This window comes from Janthinobacterium sp. SUN128 (genome assembly GCF_030587275.1).
Lineage (GTDB): Bacteria > Pseudomonadota > Gammaproteobacteria > Burkholderiales > Burkholderiaceae_D > Janthinobacterium > Janthinobacterium lividum.
Window position 1 is genome coordinate 1,005,655 of sequence record NZ_JAPWHY010000001.1, and the last position, 17,341, is coordinate 1,022,995.

Consider the following 17,341-nt stretch of genomic DNA (forward strand, 5'->3'; position numbering starts at 1 on the left):
TAGTCTGGTTCCGCTTTTTTAGGATATTCACATGAATTTGTTAAGAAACGTCAGTATTGGTGTGCGCCTCGGCCTGGGTTTTGCCGTGATTTTGCTGTTTTCCATGGTCATCACGGGCATCAGCGTGTGGCGCTTGCATGATGTGGCCATGGCCACGCGCACCATGATGGAATTGCCGCTGGCGAAGGAACGCTATATTTCCGACTGGTACGCGAAGATCGACAGCGGCGTGCGCCGCACCACGGCCATCGCGCGCAGCAGCGACACCACACTGGGCGCGTATTTTGCGGAAGAGGCCAAGCAATCGTCCGTCGTATCGGGCGAATTGCAAAAGAAGATCGAAGCCTTGATTTCCAGCCCGGAAGAAAAGGAACTGTTCCGCCTGGTGAGCGAACAGCGCAAGGTTTACCTCGATTCGCGCGCGCAAGTGTCGAAGCTGAAGGCGGATGGACAGGAAGCCGAGGCAGAAAAGGCGTTCCAGGGCATCTTCGTGCCCGGTTCGACGAAATACCTGAAAGTGGTCAACGACATGCTGCAGCACCAGCGCGCCAGCATCGACAAGACGGCGCGCGAGATCGACGAGGTCGCCAAGACGAGCCGCAACTTGCTGCTGACCCTGGCCGTGCTGGCGCTGGGCTTTGGCGTCGTCTGCGCCTGGTTGTTGACGATGGGCATTGTGCGCCCCCTGCGCACGGCCGTGGACATCGCCCGCAAGGTAGCCGATGGCGACTTGACGGCGCAGATCGACGCCAGCGCCAAGGATGAAACGGGGCAACTGCTGCTGGCCCTGAAAGACATGAACACGAGCCTGCTCAACATCGTCAGCGAAGTGCGCACGGGCACGGACAGCATCGCTACCTCGTCGACGGAAATTGCCGCCGGCAACCAGGACCTGTCTTCCCGCACGGAAGAGCAGGCCGGTTCGCTGGAAGAGACGGCTTCGTCGATGGAAGAGCTGACCTCGACCGTGAAACAGAACGCGGACAATGCGCGCCAGGCGAACCAATTGGCGGCCTCGGCGGCGCAAGTGGCTGTCAAGGGCGGCGAAGTCGTGGCGCAGGTCGTGGGCACGATGGAATCGATCAATGCGTCATCGAACAAGATCGTCGACATCATCAGTGTGATTGACGGCATCGCCTTCCAGACGAATATCCTGGCCTTGAACGCGGCCGTGGAAGCGGCCCGCGCGGGTGAGCAGGGCCGTGGCTTTGCCGTCGTCGCATCCGAAGTGCGCAACCTGGCGCAGCGTTCCGCTTCGGCGGCGAAAGAAATCAAGACCCTGATCGGCGCGTCCGTGGAGCAAGTCAACGCGGGCAGCATGCTGGTGGCGCAAGCCGGTTCGACCATGAACGATATCGTCGACAGCGTGCAGCGCGTGAGCGACATCATCACGGAAATCACGGCGGCGAGCAGCGAGCAAAGCGTGGGCATCGACGAGATCAACCGCGCCATCGGCCAGATGGATGCCGTGACGCAGCAAAATGCGGCGCTGGTGGAAGAGTCTGCGGCTGCCGCCGAATCGATGCAGCACCAGGCGCAGAACCTGGCGCAAGTAGTCAGCGTGTTCAAGCTGAACGGGCAGCAGGCCAGTGTCAGCGGATTGAAGGGAGTGAAACGTCCGGTGGCGAAAGAGCCGAAGGAAGCGTTGCGGATCGGCCGCGCCGCTTAATCCTCTTCTACCCAGCCGGTAATGGCCAGCTGGGACAGCCGGTCCGCCTCGCCATTCCTGTGGCGCGGCAGCCAGCGCAAGCTCACATCCGTGAATTGTTCCAGCAGGGCCACTACGGTGGCCCTCTGCGTTTCCAGTCCCTTGGCGCCCAGCGGCGTCGTTCCCAGCACGTCATTGATCACCACCTGGCTGTCGCCGTACAGCAGCAGTTGCGCGGGCGGCGGACGCACCTTGAGTGCCGCCTGCAGCACGGCCGTCAGGGCCGCATATTCCGCGTCGCTGCTGCTGCCATAGCCGGCCGCCTGGCTCACTTCGATGCGCTCGCCGTTTGGCCCCAGCAGCAGGGCGCCTATGCCCAGCTTGCCCGGGTTCGGATGGGCGGAGCCGTCGAACCAGCCGCGCCAGGCCGACGCCGGCACGGCCATCACCCGCCGCGCCGCCTGCGCCTGCTGGCGATCGCTGATCTTTTGCGCCTTGCGCTGCGCTTCGGCGGCGTGCGCCTGCGTCCGCGCCGCCAGCAGGGCGACAAGGCCCAAGGTGCCGGCCGCCTGTTCCAGTATGCGCTGCAGCGCCGTGTCGCCCGCGATGCCTTCCAGCGCGGCCAGGCGGCGCGCCTGTGCCCGCTCGCTCTTGAACGCTGCTGCCAGCAATGTTTCCAATTCCTCTTGCATGGGACCTTCCCTCATCATCGTGCCGCGAATCTACGCGAGTGCGGCACAGTCCGCAAGGCAGGCTGTTGCGATTTTGGCGGGCCAGCTTGCAACTCATAACGCGGAGTGATATAGTCTGCGTTATCAAATCAAGGAGAAAAACATGACACAGCGCGTATTGATCATTGGTGCCGGCTTTGCCGGATTGTGGAGTGCCCTGGCAGCCGTGCGTCGCCTAAGGCTGGAAAACATTGCCGCAGGTGAAATCGAAGTGGCGCTGGTGGCGCCGGAAGCCATGCTGACGATGCGCCCCCGCCTGTACGAACCGGCGCCCGCCAGCATGGTGGCGCCGTTGCAGCAACTGTTTGACGAGACGGGCGTGCGCTTCATCGCCGGCAAGGTCGATGCCATTCGCAGCGACAGCGACGAAGTCGACATCGTCGCCGCCGACGGCAGCCGTTCGACCCTGGCCTATGACCGCCTGGTGCTGGCGGCCGGTAGCAGCCTGTTCCGTCCGAATATTCCGGGCCTGCAAGAATTTGCCTTCAGCACCGACCAGCGCAGCGAAGCGGTGGCGCTCGATGCGCACCTGCATGCGCTGGCCGCCCGGCCCGCATCGGCCGCGCGCAATACCGTCGTGGTGGCCGGCGGCGGCTTCACGGGCATCGAGCTGGCGGCCGAGCTGCCGGCCCGCCTGCGCGCCATCCTGGGCGAAGATGCCGATATCAAGGTGATCATCGTCGAGCGGGCGCCCGACATCGGCCCCGACCTGGGACCGGGACCGCGCCCCGTGATCGAGCAGGCGCTGGCGGAGCTGGGCGTGGCATGCCGGCTCGGTTCGGCGGTGGCCGCCATCGACGCGGATGGATTGACGACGGCCGATGGCGAGCGCATCGAGGCGCACACCGTGGTGTGGACGGCGGGCGTGCGGGCCAGTGCGTTGACGGCGCAGGTTCCCGGTGAGAAAGACGCCGCGGGCCGCCTGCGGGTGGCGCATGATTTGCGCGTGCCTGGCGCCGGCAGGGTCTTTGCCACGGGCGACGCCGCCGTTGCCGCCACGGATGACGAAGGCAATCACACGCTGATGAGCTGCCAGCACGCCATGTTCCTTGGCCGCTCCTCGGGCGACAATGCCGTGGCTGACCTGCTGGGACTGGCGACGCGGCCCTACCGCCAACCCTATTATGTGACCTGCCTGGATCTGGGAGCATGGGGTGCGGTCGTGACGCAGGGCTGGGAGCGCAAGGTGTGGCTGACGGGCAGCGAGGGCAAGGCCATGAAAGTGGCCATCAATGGCCGTGTGATTTATCCGCCTGCCGATAGTGCCGCGGCGCTGGCCGCTGCCGATCCGGCGTTCGAGCTGTCGCTGTAGCCTTGCGGCTGCAAACGGGGAGTGCTACAGTCCCCGTTTTGCAACGGAGGAATGGCATCATGGCACATTATGGAAGCGGCACCGAGTATGGCTTGCATTGCCTGCTATATCTGGCACAGCCGCTTGCCGAGCCTGCCAGCAGCCGCGACCTGGCGGAGTTGCAGGGTATTTCCGTCTCCTTCCTGGCGAAAATCTTTCCCAAGCTGGAGAAGGCGGGCATCGTGACCGCGTCGGAAGGCATACGCGGCGGTTATCAGCTGGCGCGCCCGCCCGGCGACATCAGCGTGCTCGACGTGGTGGATGCCATCGAAGGCCCGAAACCCCTGTTCGATTGCCAGCAGATCCGCAGCCGCTGCACCCTGTACGAAGGCGAGCCGCCGGGCTGGATGACCAGCGGCGTATGCGGCATCCATGCTCTCATGCTGCGCGCCGAGAAAAGCATGCGCGCCGAACTGGGCAAGACCACCTTGCTTGACTTGGCGCAAGGTTTTGGCAGTGTCGCGCCGGCCGGCTTTGGCGCGGATGTGCAGGGCTGGTTCAGCGGCCGCGTGCAGGAGCGCAGCGAGGCGCGCATCGCCGCCGTGCGCGGACCGAAACCGCGCCGCATCAAGGACGATGTGGTTTGACGCTCATTTGACGCTACTTCACGGTTTCAACAGCACGGTATCGACCAGGCTGCCAATCCAGCATAGCACCAGCACGCCCACGGCCACCGTCATGGCGGGGCCGTCATTGGCGGACAGGGCATCGACTTTTTCCACGATCAGCTGCACGTCGAAGGGCAGGGCACCGCTGTCGATCTGTGCCATTATCTGGTCCAAACGTGCCATGATCTGGCGCACTACGATCACCAGCGCGACTAGGGCCGGCACGAGGAAGAGGCAGCCGCGTGCCTTGCGTTGCAATACGAAATGCCCGCTGCCGGGAAAGACCAGGGCCGACAGCAGCAGGGCGAGATTACGCTTGGAAGGAGGGGAGCCGCTCATGCGTGCCTTGTGTGGGTGGATGAGCGGCTTATCATACTATTGCCAGCCGAATTTGCGCAGATACACGCGTTTCATGAACGTCGTCAGCACCGTGTAGCAGACGAGGATGCCCAGCAGCCAGGGGAAGTAGCCCAACGGCAAGGCCTGCAGCTTGAAGTAGGTCGCCAGCGGACCCATCGGCAGGAAGACGCCCACGGCCATGATGGCGGTGGTGGCCACCAGCAGGGGCGCGGACGCGATGCTGTCGATGAACGGCAGCTTGGGCGTGCGGATCAGGTGCACGATCAGGGTTTGGGTCAACAGCCCCACGACGAACCAGCCGGACTGGAACAGGGTTTGCTGCTCTGGCGTATTCGCGCCAAACACATGCCACATCAAGATAAACGTGCTGATGTCGAAGATCGAGCTGATGGGGCCGAAAAACACCATGAAGCGGCCGATGTCGCGCGGATTCCAGCTCAGCGGCTGCTGGATCAGTTCGGCGTCGACATTGTCGAAGGGAATGGCGATCTGCGACACGTCATACAGCAGGTTCTGCACCAGCAAGTGCAGTGGCAGCATCGGTAAAAACGGCAAAAAGGCACTGGCCACCAGCACGGAAAACACATTGCCGAAGTTCGAGCTGGCCGTCATGCGGATGTATTTCAGCATGTTGCTGAAGGTGCGCCGGCCTTCCAGCACGCCTTCTTCGAGCACCATCAGGCTCTTTTCCAGCAGGATGATGTCGGCCGCCTCCTTGGCGATATCGACGGCGGAATCGACGGAAATGCCGATGTCGGCCGCGCGCAGGGCGGGCGCGTCGTTGATGCCGTCGCCCATGAAGCCGACGATGTGGCCATTGCCGCGCAGGGCGCGCACGAGGCGCTCCTTGTGCAGCGGGCTGAGCTTGGCAAACACGGTATTGTCTTCCGCTGCCCTGGCCAGGGTGGCGTCGTCCATGTCGTCGAGCTGCGGGCCTTGCAGCACGCCATGCACGGCCAGGCCCACTTCGCGGCAAATCTTCGCCGTCACCAGGTGATTGTCGCCCGTCAGGACTTTCACGGTCACGCCATGTTCCGCCAGCGCGCGCAGGGCCGGCGCCGTCGATTCCTTCGGCGGATCGAGGAAGGCGACATAACCGATCAGGGTCAGCGCCGTTTCATCGGCCACGCCATACACGGTTTTATGCGGCGGCACTTCCTTGACGGCTACGGCCACCACGCGCAAGCCTTCCGCATTCAGGCCGTGCGTGGTTTCCAGCACCTTGGCCAGCAGGGCGGCGTCGAGGGGAATGCTGACGCCGCCGAGGCGCAGATGGCTGCAGGCGGCGAGGATTTCCTCGACGGCGCCCTTGCAGATCAGTTCATGGTGATCATTCTTTTCGGAAACGACGACGGACATGCGGCGGCGCACGAAATCAAACGGGATTTCATCGACTTTCACGTAATCGCGCGCCAGTTGCATTTCCGTCTGCAGCTCAACATGGTCGAGCACGGCCCGATCGAGCAGGTTTTTGAGGCCCGTCTGGTAGTGGCTGTTCAGATAAGCGAATTGCAGCACTTCGTCGGAGGGCTGGCCGAACACGTCCGTGTGGCGCTCGAGCACGATCTTGTCCTGCGTCAAGGTGCCCGTCTTGTCCGTGCACAGCACATCCATGGCGCCGAAGTTCTGGATGGCGTCCAGGCGTTTCACGACGACTTTCTTTTTCGACAGTTTCACGGCGCCCTTGGCCAGGGTGCTGGTGACGATCATGGGCAGCATTTCCGGCGTCAGGCCGACGGCGACGGACAGGGCAAACAGGAACGCTTCCATCCAGTCGCCCTTGGTCCAGCCATTGATGAGGAACACGAGCGGCGCCATCACGAGGGCGAAGCGGATCAGCAGCCAGCTGACGCTGTTGACGCCCGCCTCGAAGGCCGTCGGCGTGCGCTCGGTGGCCGTCACGCGCGTGGCGATGGTGCCAAAGTAGGTGCGGTTGCCTGTGGCCAGCACCAGCGCCGTGGCGGCGCCGGAGATCACGTTCGTACCCATGAACAGCAGATTGGCCAGTTCCATGGGGTCGCGGCCTGCACTGTCGGCCAGTTCGGCCATTTTTTCCACCGGCAAGGATTCACCCGTCATGGCGGCCTGGCTGACGAACAGGTCTTTCGCGGAAAGCAATCGGCAGTCGGCGGGTATCATGTCGCCGGCCGACAGCACGATGATGTCGCCCTGTACCAGCTGGCGGATAGGCAGCTCGACCTGCTGGCCGTTGCGCAGCACGGTGGCCGTATTGCTGACCATGGCTTTCAGGCGCTCGGCGGCCCGGTTCGAGCGGCCTTCCTGCACGAAGCGCAGCAGGGTCGACAAGATCACCATGGTGCCGATGACGATGGTGGCTTTCGGGTCTTCCGTCAGGTAGGACACGATGGCCAGCACGGTGAGCAGCAGGTTGAACGGATTCTTGTAGCACAGCCACAGGTGCTGGTACCAGGCCAGCGGTTTTTCATGCTCGACTTCATTGGGGCCCGTTTGCGCGCCGATGACTTGCGCCTCGGCATCGCGCAAGCCTTCGATGCGCGTGTGCAGGCGGTTCAGCGCCGTATCGAGGTCTTCATGGGCGGCAGCCAGCAGCTGGCGCGCCAGGTGGTCGGGCACTGGGCGGGCCGTGCTGTTTTCCAGTGGCATGGCGCGCCGGCGGAAGTGGCCGGCCGTATGGCGCTTGCGCAGGAACGATTCGAATAAGCGGGTGAAGAGATTCATGGCTCTTCCTTTCACGACGAGGTGTTGACGGGCGGCGCAGCCGCAGGCAAGACTTGCGTGCCGCCAACGCAACATGGCGAGGCATGGCGCTGGCGGGCAATCCGGGTCAGTAGCCGGTCGCGATCGGAAAGAGGGGGAGAGGCGCGCAGCCGTACTGGCCGCGCGAGACACCGCACCTTGCTCAGCAAGGCACGGAGGAAATGGAATTCCGCGTTGCTTGCTGTTTAGCTGCCGAGGCAATCACCGATACAAGATCGGCTACTGTCACTAGAACAAGTACCCACGTGGGACTCCGTAAATGAATAATGAGGGCATCTTATGGATGTGCTGCAAGAGTGTCAACTGAAGAAATCTTAGGTTTCCAAAGTGTAATGTCGTTGTGAGCAAATACGAACGTTCGATGTTAAATAATAAAGGTTGATGCAAAGAATGCGGGCGGAGATGCCCGCGGGGGGGCTCTGTTCTGGCTGGCAGCGCCATTCGCGTAGATGTGAGAATGCGTGATTTTTTTCGCTTGGCAATCCGTTATGCTCGGGTACGCTGATTGGCTGGCAATAGCCATGGTAAATACCATGCATATACGGAAAAGCATTGTCTATGGAATTGATCGTTGGGGCGGTAATAGCCGGGCTTGTTGTCATGTTCTTTGTCGGCAAGCATTTTTCTAAAAAACTGCCCAAAGAAACACATTTCGAATGTGCCCGTTGCGGCACGCTTGTACGCCACACCGATCGAACCATAGCCGCCTGGCGCAACAACAAAACCACATTCTTTTGCCAGTCCTGTCATATGAAATGGGTTCATGCCAGGACGCCACGAGAGCGCGGCACTTCTCCTGCAGCTCCCATATCCGGATCCAAATCAGGATGCCTTGGCGTCGTGGTGCTTTTTGTCGCCGTTCCGCTTGCTGGCTTTCTACTGGTGCACGCATACGCCTGACCCATGTTGGGCGTGGTGCGCCTTGCCAAAAACTTCCCGCTCCTTTCACAGTGTGGCTGTCGCCGATACCGCGTCAGGCCGATTGCGCCGCCATTGCCAGCGAATCAGACAATATCTGCCACAAGGCCGCATGGCGCTGCTGCAGCGCGGCGCCGCCCGCGTAGATCAGTTCCACGTGCAGACTGTCGACGATGCCCAGATAGGCTTGCGCGTACAGGTCGATGCGCTGCGGCGCCAGCGCGGGTGCCATGCGGCCCAGGCTGGCCACGTAGTGCCGCTGCAATTGCGCCAGCAGCGCTTCGTAACCCGTGCCCACTTCCACGCGCAGGGGCGCGGGCGGCAAATACGCCGTGCGCAGCAAAAAGCGCAAATGGGCCGAGTCCGCATAGCGCTGCGCCATGCGGTCGCAGTACAGGGACCCGGCCAGGGCACTGCCGGCCGTGGCCGCCAGCGTCGCTTCATCGGCGAAACAGGCATCCATGAAGGCTTGCTCTTCGGCCAGGGCGTCGGCAAAGACGTCGAGGAAGAGGGCATCCTTGCCGGCGAAGTGCGAATACAGCGAAGCCTTGCGCATGCCCGCCTGCCCGGCGATGTCGCTGAGGGACGAGGCATCGTAGCCGTGCTCCGAAAAGTGCACGACGGCGACGGCACAGATGTTATCGGCCGAAGCCGAGCGTTTTTTCATCATTGGGGTGAGTGTGAGTGAGGCGTCAGTGCGCTCCGAGGCTGTTGGCATGGACCGGATGGACGCGCGCAGTGGCCAGGGTCAGCCATGATACCAGCAGGCCGGCCACGGTCAAGAACAGCAGCCAGGGTAATGGCCCCCATTCGGACAGGCTGGCCGCCAGCGGCGTGGCCAGCGACGACAAGGTCATCTGGATGGCGCCCAGCAGGGCGGCCGTGGAGCCGAGCGCGCGCTGTTGGGAACCCATGGCCATGGCCATCAGTGCCGCTTCCGCGATGCCCAGGCCAAACAGGGCCACGAACATGCCCGGCACGACGGCGGCGATGCCCGCTCCCGCCCAGGCACCGAGCAGGGCCAGTCCCGCGCCGCACAGCATGGCCGCGCTGCCCGTCACGCTCAACCGCGCCACGCCATACTTTTCCACCAGGCGGCCGCTGGCCATCGCGCCCAGCAGCACGGCCACGCCCGTGGCGCCGAAGACGAGGCCGAAGCTGCCGGCGGACAGGCCGAAATCGCGCTGGTACACGAGCGACGCGCCGCCGATATAGGCAAACAGGAAAAAGAAAGTGGCCGACAGGGCCAGCGCGGGCAGCAGGAAGGCGCGGTCCAGCGCGATGCACGCATACGTGCGGTGCATGCCTTGCGGCGAGACGCGGCGGGCGCGGGGCAGCGTTTCCGGCAGGAACAGCGCGCTATTGAGCAGGGTCAAGACACCGAGCGCGGCCAGGGCCAGCATCACGGCGCGCCAGCCGTAATGCGCGTCGAGCAAGCCGCCCACGGCCGGCGCCAGCACGGGCGCCAGGCCCACGATGGTCATCAGGAGGGCAAACAGCTGCGCCGCCTGCACGCCATCGGCCACGTCGCGCACCATGCTCATTACGACGACCAGGGTCAGCGCCGCACCCAGGCCCTGTAGGGTGCGCGCCAGCAGCAGGGTGGTCAATTGATCGGCCTGCGACGCCCATACGGCGGCAAGAATGTAGACGGCGATGCCGGCCAGCAGCGGACGGCGCCGGCCCAGCATGTCGGTCAGCGGGCCGCACAGCAGCTGTCCGCCGCCCAGTGCCAGCAGGAAGACGGTCAGGCTCAGCTGCACATTCGCGTACGAGGTATGCAGCTCGCGCGCCATGGCGGGCATCGAGGCCAGATACATGTCGATGCCGGCCGGACCGAGCACGGCGACCAGGGCCAGGGAAGCCGCCAGCCCGAGACTGGCGGCGGGAAGAGGGGTTTGCTGCTGCATTGCGCTTCCTTTGTATCGTCAAAAAAACGGGGCATGGACGCCGCCGTGTTTTTTATTGTACACTTACTGCCTACCGGTAGGTAGCTTGTTCAATCAATGAAAAGGATGAGAGCGATGAAAAAGGAAAAAATGACGGGCGCGTTGCCGCTGACGGGGGAGACGGCATGACGGAAGTGGGTATTTCGCTCAGCGGCGTCGCTGTCGCACTGCTGTTTGCCGCCTGGAGTTCACACCGCGCCCGCTGCGAACGGCGCGATGTCGTGCTGTTGACGATGCTGGGCACGGCCCTGGGATTGCCGGGCGCGGCCTTGCTGGCGCTGTAGCGTTGTCACGTTGTCACGTTGTCACGTTGTAGGTCGGATTAGCGGAGCGTAATCCGACATCGCCACAAGCGCCAACCATGTGTCGGATTACGCGCTTGCGCGCTAATCCGACCTACGTGGATGTGCAGGCATAAAAAAAGGCAGGCCGCGTGGCCTGCCTTCTTGTCGTCGATACGCCTGCGGAAGCGGGCGCCCGGCGCTTACTCTTCTTCGTATGAGCTGATAGGTGCGCAACCGCAGAACAGGTTGCGGTCGCCGTACACGTTGTCGGCGCGGCCGACCGGTGGCCAGTATTTGCGCTGGCGCAGGGATGCGACGGGGTAGGCAGCGATTTCGCGGCTGTACTTGCGTTCCCAGTTGTCCGACATCAGCACCTGTGCCGTGTGCGGCGCGTTTTTCAGCGGGTTGTCGTCGTGGTCGAATTCACCGCTGGCGACCTTGGCGATTTCCGCGCGGATGGCGATCATGGCGTCGATGAAGCGGTCGATTTCCACTTTCGATTCGCTTTCCGTCGGCTCGATCATCAGGGTGCCCGGCACGGGGAAGCTCATGGTCGGCGCATGGAAACCGAAGTCCATCAAACGCTTGGCCACGTCTTCGTTGCTGATGCCGGTGGCGTCCGTGATCGGGCGCAGGTCCAGGATGCACTCGTGCGCGACCAGGCCATCGTGGCCCGAGTACAGCACGGGGTAGTGCGGCGCCAGGCGGCGCGCGATGTAGTTCGCCGCCAGGATCGCCGTCTCGGTCGCTGCCGTCAAGCCTTCCGCGCCCATCATGGCGATGTACATCCACGAAATCGGCAGGATGCTGGCCGAGCCGAATGGCGCGGCGCTGACGGCGCCGATGCCGGCCACATCGCGCTGGTAGCCGGAGGAACGCTGGTTCGGCAGGAATTTCGCCAGGTGGGCGCCGACGCCGATCGGGCCGACGCCTGGTCCGCCGCCGCCGTGCGGGATGCAGAAGGTCTTGTGCAGGTTCAGGTGCGACACGTCGCCGCCGAACGAGCCGGGAGCGGCCACGCCGACCAGCGCATTCATGTTGGCGCCGTCGATGTAGACCTGGCCGCCGTGCGAGTGGATGATCTCGCACAGTTCCTGGATGCCTTCTTCAAACACGCCGTGGGTGGATGGGTAGGTGACCATTACGCAGGCCAGGTTGGCGCTGTGCTTTTCCGCTTTCGCTTTCAGGTCGGCCAGGTCCACGTTGCCGTTGGCGTCGCAGCTGGTGACGACCACCTGCATGCCGACCATGTTGGCCGATGCCGGGTTGGTGCCGTGCGCCGACGACGGGATCAGGCAGATGTTGCGGTGGCCTTCGCCGCGCGATTCGTGGTAGGCCTTGATCACCAGCAGACCTGCGTATTCACCCTGCGAGCCGGCGTTCGGCTGCAGCGAGACGGCCGCGTAGCCTGTCAGCGCGCACAGCATCTCTTCCAGTTGCGAGATCATTTCGCGGTAGCCGACCGTTTGCGCATCGGGAGCGAACGGGTGGATGTTGGAGAACTCGGGCCAGGTGACGGGAATCATTTCCGACGTGGCGTTCAGCTTCATGGTGCACGAGCCGAGCGGGATCATGGTGCGGTCCAGCGCCAGGTCCTTGTCGGCCAGGCTGCGCAGGTAGCGCAGCATTTCGTGTTCCGAGTGGTAGCTGTTGAAGACGGGGTGGGTCAGGTAGGCGCTCTCGCGCGCCAGCTGTGCCGGCAGGGCGCTGGTGACGCCAGCTTCCACGCTGTCCAGGTCAGGCGCGGCAGGCGCGTTGGCCAGACCGTGCGCGAACACTTTCCACAGCAGCGCGATATCGTCGCGCGTGGTGGTTTCATCGAGCGACACGCCGACATGGGTATTGTCGATCTTGCGCAGATTAACGCCGTGGTGCATGGCCGTCGCGTGCAGTTGCGCCGCATCGTCGACATTGATGGTCAGGGTGTCGAAGTAGCTCGCGTTGACGACGCCATAGCCGAGTGTCTTCAGGTTGGCGGCCAACACGCCCGTGTAGCGGTGCACGCGCTGGGCGATCTGCAGCAGGCCGGCAGGACCGTGGTAGACGGCGTACATCGAGGCCATCACGGCCAGCAGTACTTGCGCCGTGCAGATGTTCGAGGTCGCTTTTTCGCGGCGGATATGCTGTTCGCGCGTTTGCAGGGCCAGGCGATACGCCTTGTTGCCTTGCGCATCGACGGTCACGCCGACCAGGCGGCCCGACATATTGCGCTTGAATTCATCGCGCGTGGACAGATAGCCTGCGTGCGGGCCGCCGAAACCGAGCGGCACGCCGAAGCGCTGGCTGTTGCCGACGACGACGTCGGCGCCCCATTCGCCCGGCGGCGTCAGCATGGTCAGGGCCAGCAGGTCGGCCGCGACGATGACCATGGCGCCATTCGCGTGCAGTTTTTCCACGCCGGCGCGGTAGTCGCGCACGACGCCATTGACGCCCGGGTATTGCAGCAGCACGCCGAAGCAGGCGTCCAGCGACTCGATTTCAGCCGGGTCGAAGGTACGCACTTCGATGCCGATCGGCTGGGCGCGCGTCTGCACCACTTCCAGCGTTTGCGGCAGCACGTCATTGGCGACGTACAGCACGTTCGACTTCGACTTGCCCACGCGCTGGATCAGGGTCATCGCCTCGGCGGCGGCCGTGCCTTCGTCCAGCATCGAGGCGTTCGAGATACCCATGCCGGTCAGATCCGTGATCACTTGCTGGAAGTTCAAAATCGCTTCCAGGCGGCCTTGCGAAATCTCTGGCTGGTAAGGCGTGTACGCCGTGTACCAGGCCGGGTTTTCAAAGATGTTGCGCAACACGACGCCAGGGGTGAACGTGTTGTAGTAGCCCTGGCCGATCAGGGATTTCAATACCTGGTTCTTGCCGGCGATGGCTTTCAGGCGCGACAGGGCTTCCTGTTCCGGCATCGGCTGCGAGTACGCGCCCAGGGGCAGGGCGCCCTTGTTGCGGATGTTGGCCGGTACCAGGGCGTCGATCAGCGCGGCGCGCGATGGATAGCCGAGGGTTGCCAGCATGGCTTGCTGTTCGGTGGCAGAAGGGCCGATGTGGCGGGCGATGAAGGCATCGCGTGCTTCGAGTTGGGTCAGGCTGGTGCGGGTCATGATATAGAGGCCAAAAAAGACTGAAAAACCGGGATGCGGCGCGCGGGCGCAGCGCAGAAAAAATGCAAACGGGCCGCGATTGCGGCCCGTGAGTCAAACGCGATTACGCGCCGGTGGTGGCGCCATAGGCGGCAGCGTCGAGCAAGCCGTCCAGGGCCGACACGTCGGCTGGCTTGATCTTGAACAGCCAGTTGGCGTAGGCGTCGGCGTTGATCGACTCAGGCGAGTTGACCACGTCGTCGTTGACAGCCACGACTTCGCCGGCGATCGGCGCGTAGATGTCGCTCGCTGCCTTGACCGATTCCACCACGGCGGCGTCGTCGCCGGCGCCGTAGGTATTGCCCACGGTTGGCAGTTCAACGAAGACGATGTCGCCCAGGGCGTCCTGCGCGTACTCGGTGATGCCGACGGTGATCGTGCCGTCGCCTTCAAGGCGTACCCATTCGTGGGAAGCGGTGTACTTCAGTTCTGCAGGAATGTTCATGTGTGGCTCCAGATGGTAAGTGTTCGTTATTGATTATGGTTGTACGGTCTTGCGGGCGGCTCTAATACGCTTACGCAGCCAGGATTTTACCGTTACGCACGAAAGGCAGCTTGACAACAGAAGCGGCCAGCTGCTTGCCGCGGATTTCCACGTGCACGGTGTCTCCCACGTTCACGCCGTTCGGCACGCGCGCCAGGGCAATCGCTTCCTGCATCGTCGGGCTGAAGGTGCCGCTGGTGATTTCGCCCGTGGCTTCGCTGCCGGCGATGATGACTTTCTGGTGGGCGCGCAGCACGCCGCCTTTTTCGCGCAGGATCAGGCCCACGAATTGCGCGTTCTGGCCTTTGGCCAGCAGGGCGGCCTTGCCGATGAAGTCGCGCTCGCTGACCAGGTCGATGGTCCACGCCAGGCCCGCGTCGAGCGGGTTGACGGTTTCATCCATGTCCTGGCCGTACAGATTCATGCCCGCTTCCAGGCGCAGGGTGTCGCGCGCGCCCAGGCCTGCCGGCTTGACGCCGGCCGCTGCCAGGGCATTCCACAGCGCTTCCACCTGGGTGGCGGCCACGCCGATTTCAAAGCCGTCTTCGCCCGTGTAACCGGTGCGCGCCAGCATGACTTCGCCGAAAGCCGTGTCCTTGACGATGACGACGTTGAATGGTTTGATGGCTTCGGAGGCCGCTTGCGTTTCCGGCAGCACTTGCCACACCTTGGCGCGGGCGTTCGGGCCTTGCACGGCGACCAGCGCCATGGCGTCATTACCGTCGCGGCGCTGGGTGATCGTCAGGCCGCTGTTGGTGTTGGTATTTTGCTGCTGCATCCAGGCCACGTCTTTTTCCGCCGTGCCCGCGTTGACGACCAGGCGGAACCAGTTTTCATTGAAGAAGTAGACGATCAAGTCATCGATGACGGTACCTCCGGCATTAAGCATGCACGAGTACAGCGCCTTGCCCGACACTTGCAGCTTGTCAACGTTGTTGGCCAGCAAGCCGCGCAGGAAAGCGCGCACGTTCGGACCTTCGATATCGACCACGCACATATGGGACACGTCGAACATGCCGGCGTCGCCGCGCACGGCATTGTGTTCTTCGATTTGCGAGCCGTAGTTGACGGGCATGTCCCAGCCGCCGAAATCGACCATGCGGGCGCCGAGGGCACGGTGGGCGTTATTGAGTGGGGTCGCTTTGAGCGTCATGGATTCCTCGGGACGAAGGTAAAAGGGGAGTTAACAAAACATAGAATAGCCAAACACGGCTTTCCAGCGTGATCACTGACCCCCCTGTCCTTTGTACCTGAGAGATTACGGGGGCTTGCCCCGTGCGCCCCTTCGGTGGGCCGCCGGCAATAGCCGCGGCCGCTCTCCAGAGTTGAGCTGAAACGTGTCGCCAAAGCAACAGCTTCAGTCCGCCTGATCGGTCCTTTTGCCTGAGAGTTTTTGGGTAGTGCCCCTTCGGCGGCAACGCTGGTTTGCCCTCTCCCGATCAAGTGGGAGGAATATATGCCAGCAGGGTGTTTCTGTCAATCTGAAAAGACGTTGCCAAATTGCAGCAAAAGCCCCGGTTTGCGGGGCTGGCAGGGGGGCTGGAGACGCCGCAAAAGGGCGCCCGGCCACGCGGGAATGCGCTATGATGAAATTCTGGCTTTCTTGCGGGTGCCTGCCATGAACACTACACAAAGCGAGACGCAAAACAACACCGAGCAGCACGGTTACTTTACCCTCTCGGGCGACGTCAACAGTGACATGGTGCGGCGCGTCTTCAACGCCGTGGCCGACATCACGGAAGACAAGCTCACCACCGCGCACATTTTGATCCAGTCCAACGGCGGCTATGTCAGCGACGGCATCTGTCTGTACAACTTTCTCAGCAAGTTGCCGCTCGACATCATTACCTACAATGCGGGCGCCGTGGCGTCCATCGCCGTCACCCTGTTCCTGGCGGGGCGGCACCGCCACGCCAGCGACACGGCCCGCTTCATGGTGCACAAGTCGCATGCGACAGCCTCGCCCGGATCGCGCCCCGACGCGCTCAGCATCATCGTCGAGGGCTTGCGCGCCGACGACATGCGCACCGAGCGCATCCTGCGCGGCCACGTCAGCCTGACGGAAGAGCAGTGGCAGGTGCACGCGTATTCCGACCTGCACCTGACGGCTGACCAGGCGCTGGAAGTGGGCATGATCGAATCGATTCGCGACTTTGCGCCGCCCAAGGGCAAGCGCTTGACGAATATCTGACGCCTGCCTTGCAATGCCCGGCGGATGGTTTTGGCGTGGAAATTTTGTAATCGAATGTAATTCTTCGCTGCAGCACAGCAAAAGCCGCGCGGAACAGCACTGAGTCGTGGCATAGTGCAAGCTGATCATGAAATAAGTGCAGGCACGATGACTTGGTGGAATGGAATTTCTTTTGCGGCCGATATGGCCGTGATGGGGCCGGCTGGCGTGGCGATCGCCCTCTGGTTGCTCGTTTCGCGCCAGTGGCGCCTGGTACTGAGCTGGAGCCTGTGGTACGGCGGCGGCCTGGCCCTCGTGGTGCTGTCGAAGCTGGCCTTCATGAGCTGGGGCGTGGGCAGCAGCGCGCTCGATTTTACGGGTTTCAGCGGCCACGCCATGCGCGCCGGCGCCGTGTTTCCCGTGCTGATGTATGTGCTGCTGCAGCGGGCCGCACCGCGCTGGCGCCATGCCGGCGTGCTCGTCGGCGTGGCGTTTGCCGTGCTGGTGGCTATTTCCCGCGTGGTCGTCCATGCGCACAGCGTGTCGGAAGCCGTCAGCGGCTGCGTGCTGGGTCTGGCGCTGGCGCTGGGCTTCATGTGGAATGCCCGCGGCGCCGTCAATTTCGCCGTCAGCCATGCGCTGGCCCTGGCCAGCCTGGTGCTGATGGTGGTGCTCAGCTTCAAGGCCGAACCCATGCCGACCGAGCAATGGCTGCAAAAACTGGCCCTGGTGCTGTCCGGCCATGAGCGTGTTTTTTCCCGCGAAGACTGGAAACTGGCACAGGATGGCCGCCCAGCCCCATGATGCGGGGCACGCTGGCGCCTGGCGCCACGGTTTTTTGGCCAGAAAAGCATCAGGAAATGGTATGATGAACCACTTTTTTTGCGGTGCATGGTCAGACAGCCGCCGCGATGGTGCATCTGAAGTGAATATGAACCGGGTTCACCCATAATATAACC

At 63.1% G+C, this 17,341-nt stretch carries 15 protein-coding genes and 2 riboswitches; of the genes, 6 read left to right on the plus strand and 9 right to left on the minus strand.

Annotated elements, in window-relative coordinates:
• Positions 1–31 precede the first annotated feature (31 nt).
• On the plus strand, positions 32–1,669 hold the full coding sequence (locus tag O3297_RS04730; protein ID WP_305047885.1) for a methyl-accepting chemotaxis protein: 1,638 nt from the start codon (positions 32–34) through the stop codon (positions 1,667–1,669).
• Here O3297_RS04730 and O3297_RS04735 read toward each other — a convergent pair.
• The gene (locus O3297_RS04735; protein WP_305047886.1) at positions 1,666–2,340 is read right to left on the minus strand and encodes a ribonuclease HI family protein; all 675 of its coding nucleotides are present in this window, start codon (positions 2,338–2,340) and stop codon (positions 1,666–1,668) included. The genes O3297_RS04730 and O3297_RS04735 overlap by 4 nt on opposite strands.
• A 142-nt stretch (positions 2,341–2,482) precedes the next feature.
• Between O3297_RS04735 and O3297_RS04740 the strand changes: the two genes are divergently transcribed.
• Positions 2,483–3,691: an NAD(P)/FAD-dependent oxidoreductase gene (locus tag O3297_RS04740; protein ID WP_305047887.1), complete on the plus strand. Its 1,209-nt coding sequence runs from the start codon at positions 2,483–2,485 to the stop codon at positions 3,689–3,691.
• Between the two features lie 59 nt (positions 3,692–3,750).
• Positions 3,751–4,317, plus strand: coding sequence for an Rrf2 family transcriptional regulator (locus tag O3297_RS04745; RefSeq protein WP_305047888.1), 567 nt, complete (start codon positions 3,751–3,753; stop codon positions 4,315–4,317).
• Positions 4,318–4,335: 18 nt separating this feature from the next.
• Here the strand turns inward: O3297_RS04745 and O3297_RS04750 are convergent, their stop codons facing one another.
• From O3297_RS04750 to O3297_RS04770, 5 genes are all read right to left on the minus strand, one after another.
• Entirely contained in the window at positions 4,336–4,677 is a 342-nt protein-coding gene (locus O3297_RS04750; RefSeq protein WP_070279241.1) for a hypothetical protein, read from the minus strand.
• A gap of 36 nt (positions 4,678–4,713) precedes the next feature.
• Positions 4,714–7,398 carry a magnesium-translocating P-type ATPase gene (gene mgtA / locus O3297_RS04755; RefSeq protein ID WP_305047889.1) on the minus strand — a complete coding sequence of 895 codons (2,685 nt, stop codon included), beginning with the start codon at positions 7,396–7,398 and terminating at the stop codon, positions 4,714–4,716.
• Between the two features lie 525 nt (positions 7,399–7,923).
• Positions 7,924–8,202, minus strand: a complete 279-nt coding sequence (locus O3297_RS04760; RefSeq protein ID WP_139144442.1) for a hypothetical protein — start codon at positions 8,200–8,202, stop codon at positions 7,924–7,926.
• Positions 8,203–8,410: 208 nt separating this feature from the next.
• Positions 8,411–9,025, minus strand: a complete 615-nt coding sequence (locus tag O3297_RS04765) for a TetR/AcrR family transcriptional regulator (protein ID WP_305047890.1) — start codon at positions 9,023–9,025, stop codon at positions 8,411–8,413.
• Between the two features lie 22 nt (positions 9,026–9,047).
• Complete coding sequence (locus O3297_RS04770; protein ID WP_305047891.1) at positions 9,048–10,265, minus strand: Bcr/CflA family efflux MFS transporter; 1,218 nt, start codon at positions 10,263–10,265, stop codon at positions 9,048–9,050.
• A 164-nt stretch (positions 10,266–10,429) separates the two neighbouring features.
• Here O3297_RS04770 and O3297_RS04775 point away from each other — a divergent pair, with 164 nt between their 5' ends.
• Entirely contained in the window at positions 10,430–10,588 is a 159-nt protein-coding gene (locus tag O3297_RS04775) for a hypothetical protein (RefSeq protein ID WP_171985004.1), read from the plus strand.
• 200 nt (positions 10,589–10,788) lie between these two features.
• On the opposite strand, the gene gcvP is transcribed toward O3297_RS04775, so the two are convergent.
• The 3 genes from gcvP to gcvT all read right to left on the minus strand — a co-directional run bounded on the left by gcvP (position 10,789) and on the right by gcvT (position 15,365).
• Positions 10,789–13,689: an aminomethyl-transferring glycine dehydrogenase gene (gene gcvP / locus O3297_RS04780; protein WP_151094707.1), complete on the minus strand. Its 2,901-nt coding sequence runs from the start codon at positions 13,687–13,689 to the stop codon at positions 10,789–10,791.
• A gap of 103 nt (positions 13,690–13,792) precedes the next feature.
• Entirely contained in the window at positions 13,793–14,173 is a 381-nt protein-coding gene (gcvH, locus tag O3297_RS04785; protein ID WP_034784168.1) for a glycine cleavage system protein GcvH, read from the minus strand.
• A 70-nt stretch (positions 14,174–14,243) separates the two neighbouring features.
• The gene (gcvT, locus tag O3297_RS04790) at positions 14,244–15,365 is read right to left on the minus strand and encodes a glycine cleavage system aminomethyltransferase GcvT (protein WP_305047892.1); all 1,122 of its coding nucleotides are present in this window, start codon (positions 15,363–15,365) and stop codon (positions 14,244–14,246) included.
• 74 nt (positions 15,366–15,439) lie between these two features.
• Positions 15,440–15,545: riboswitch (glycine riboswitch) on the minus strand.
• A 28-nt stretch (positions 15,546–15,573) separates the two neighbouring features.
• A riboswitch (glycine riboswitch) is annotated at positions 15,574–15,660 on the minus strand.
• 170 nt (positions 15,661–15,830) lie between these two features.
• Between gcvT and O3297_RS04795 the strand changes: the two genes are divergently transcribed.
• Together O3297_RS04795 and O3297_RS04800 are read left to right on the plus strand one after the other, a co-directional pair.
• The gene (locus O3297_RS04795; RefSeq protein WP_034784247.1) at positions 15,831–16,403 is read left to right on the plus strand and encodes an ATP-dependent Clp protease proteolytic subunit; all 573 of its coding nucleotides are present in this window, start codon (positions 15,831–15,833) and stop codon (positions 16,401–16,403) included.
• A 147-nt stretch (positions 16,404–16,550) separates the two neighbouring features.
• Positions 16,551–17,186 (plus strand): phosphatase PAP2 family protein, encoded by a 636-nt coding sequence (locus tag O3297_RS04800; protein ID WP_225317295.1) that lies wholly within the window; start codon positions 16,551–16,553, stop codon positions 17,184–17,186.
• Positions 17,187–17,341 lie beyond the last annotated feature (155 nt).

What these genes read in the sequence shown, in the direction of transcription:
- O3297_RS04735 (WP_305047886.1), bottom strand. Translation starts at nt 2,340, where the DNA reads ATGCAAGAGGAATTGGAAACATTGCTGGCAGCAGCGTTCAAGAGCGAG.
- gcvP (WP_151094707.1), bottom strand. Translation starts at nt 13,689, where the DNA reads ATGACCCGCACCAGCCTGACCCAACTCGAAGCACGCGATGCCTTCATC.
- O3297_RS04770 (WP_305047891.1), bottom strand. Translation starts at nt 10,265, where the DNA reads ATGCAGCAGCAAACCCCTCTTCCCGCCGCCAGTCTCGGGCTGGCGGCT.
- mgtA (WP_305047889.1), bottom strand. Translation starts at nt 7,398, where the DNA reads ATGAATCTCTTCACCCGCTTATTCGAATCGTTCCTGCGCAAGCGCCAT.
- O3297_RS04750 (WP_070279241.1), bottom strand. Translation starts at nt 4,677, where the DNA reads ATGAGCGGCTCCCCTCCTTCCAAGCGTAATCTCGCCCTGCTGCTGTCG.
- O3297_RS04800 (WP_225317295.1), top strand. Translation starts at nt 16,551, where the DNA reads ATGACTTGGTGGAATGGAATTTCTTTTGCGGCCGATATGGCCGTGATG.
- O3297_RS04730 (WP_305047885.1), top strand. Translation starts at nt 32, where the DNA reads ATGAATTTGTTAAGAAACGTCAGTATTGGTGTGCGCCTCGGCCTGGGT.
- O3297_RS04795 (WP_034784247.1), top strand. Translation starts at nt 15,831, where the DNA reads ATGAACACTACACAAAGCGAGACGCAAAACAACACCGAGCAGCACGGT.
- O3297_RS04740 (WP_305047887.1), top strand. Translation starts at nt 2,483, where the DNA reads ATGACACAGCGCGTATTGATCATTGGTGCCGGCTTTGCCGGATTGTGG.
- gcvT (WP_305047892.1), bottom strand. Translation starts at nt 15,365, where the DNA reads ATGACGCTCAAAGCGACCCCACTCAATAACGCCCACCGTGCCCTCGGC.
- O3297_RS04745 (WP_305047888.1), top strand. Translation starts at nt 3,751, where the DNA reads ATGGCACATTATGGAAGCGGCACCGAGTATGGCTTGCATTGCCTGCTA.
- O3297_RS04765 (WP_305047890.1), bottom strand. Translation starts at nt 9,025, where the DNA reads ATGATGAAAAAACGCTCGGCTTCGGCCGATAACATCTGTGCCGTCGCC.
- gcvH (WP_034784168.1), bottom strand. Translation starts at nt 14,173, where the DNA reads ATGAACATTCCTGCAGAACTGAAGTACACCGCTTCCCACGAATGGGTA.
- O3297_RS04760 (WP_139144442.1), bottom strand. Translation starts at nt 8,202, where the DNA reads ATGAACCCATTTCATATGACAGGACTGGCAAAAGAATGTGGTTTTGTT.
- O3297_RS04775 (WP_171985004.1), top strand. Translation starts at nt 10,430, where the DNA reads ATGACGGAAGTGGGTATTTCGCTCAGCGGCGTCGCTGTCGCACTGCTG.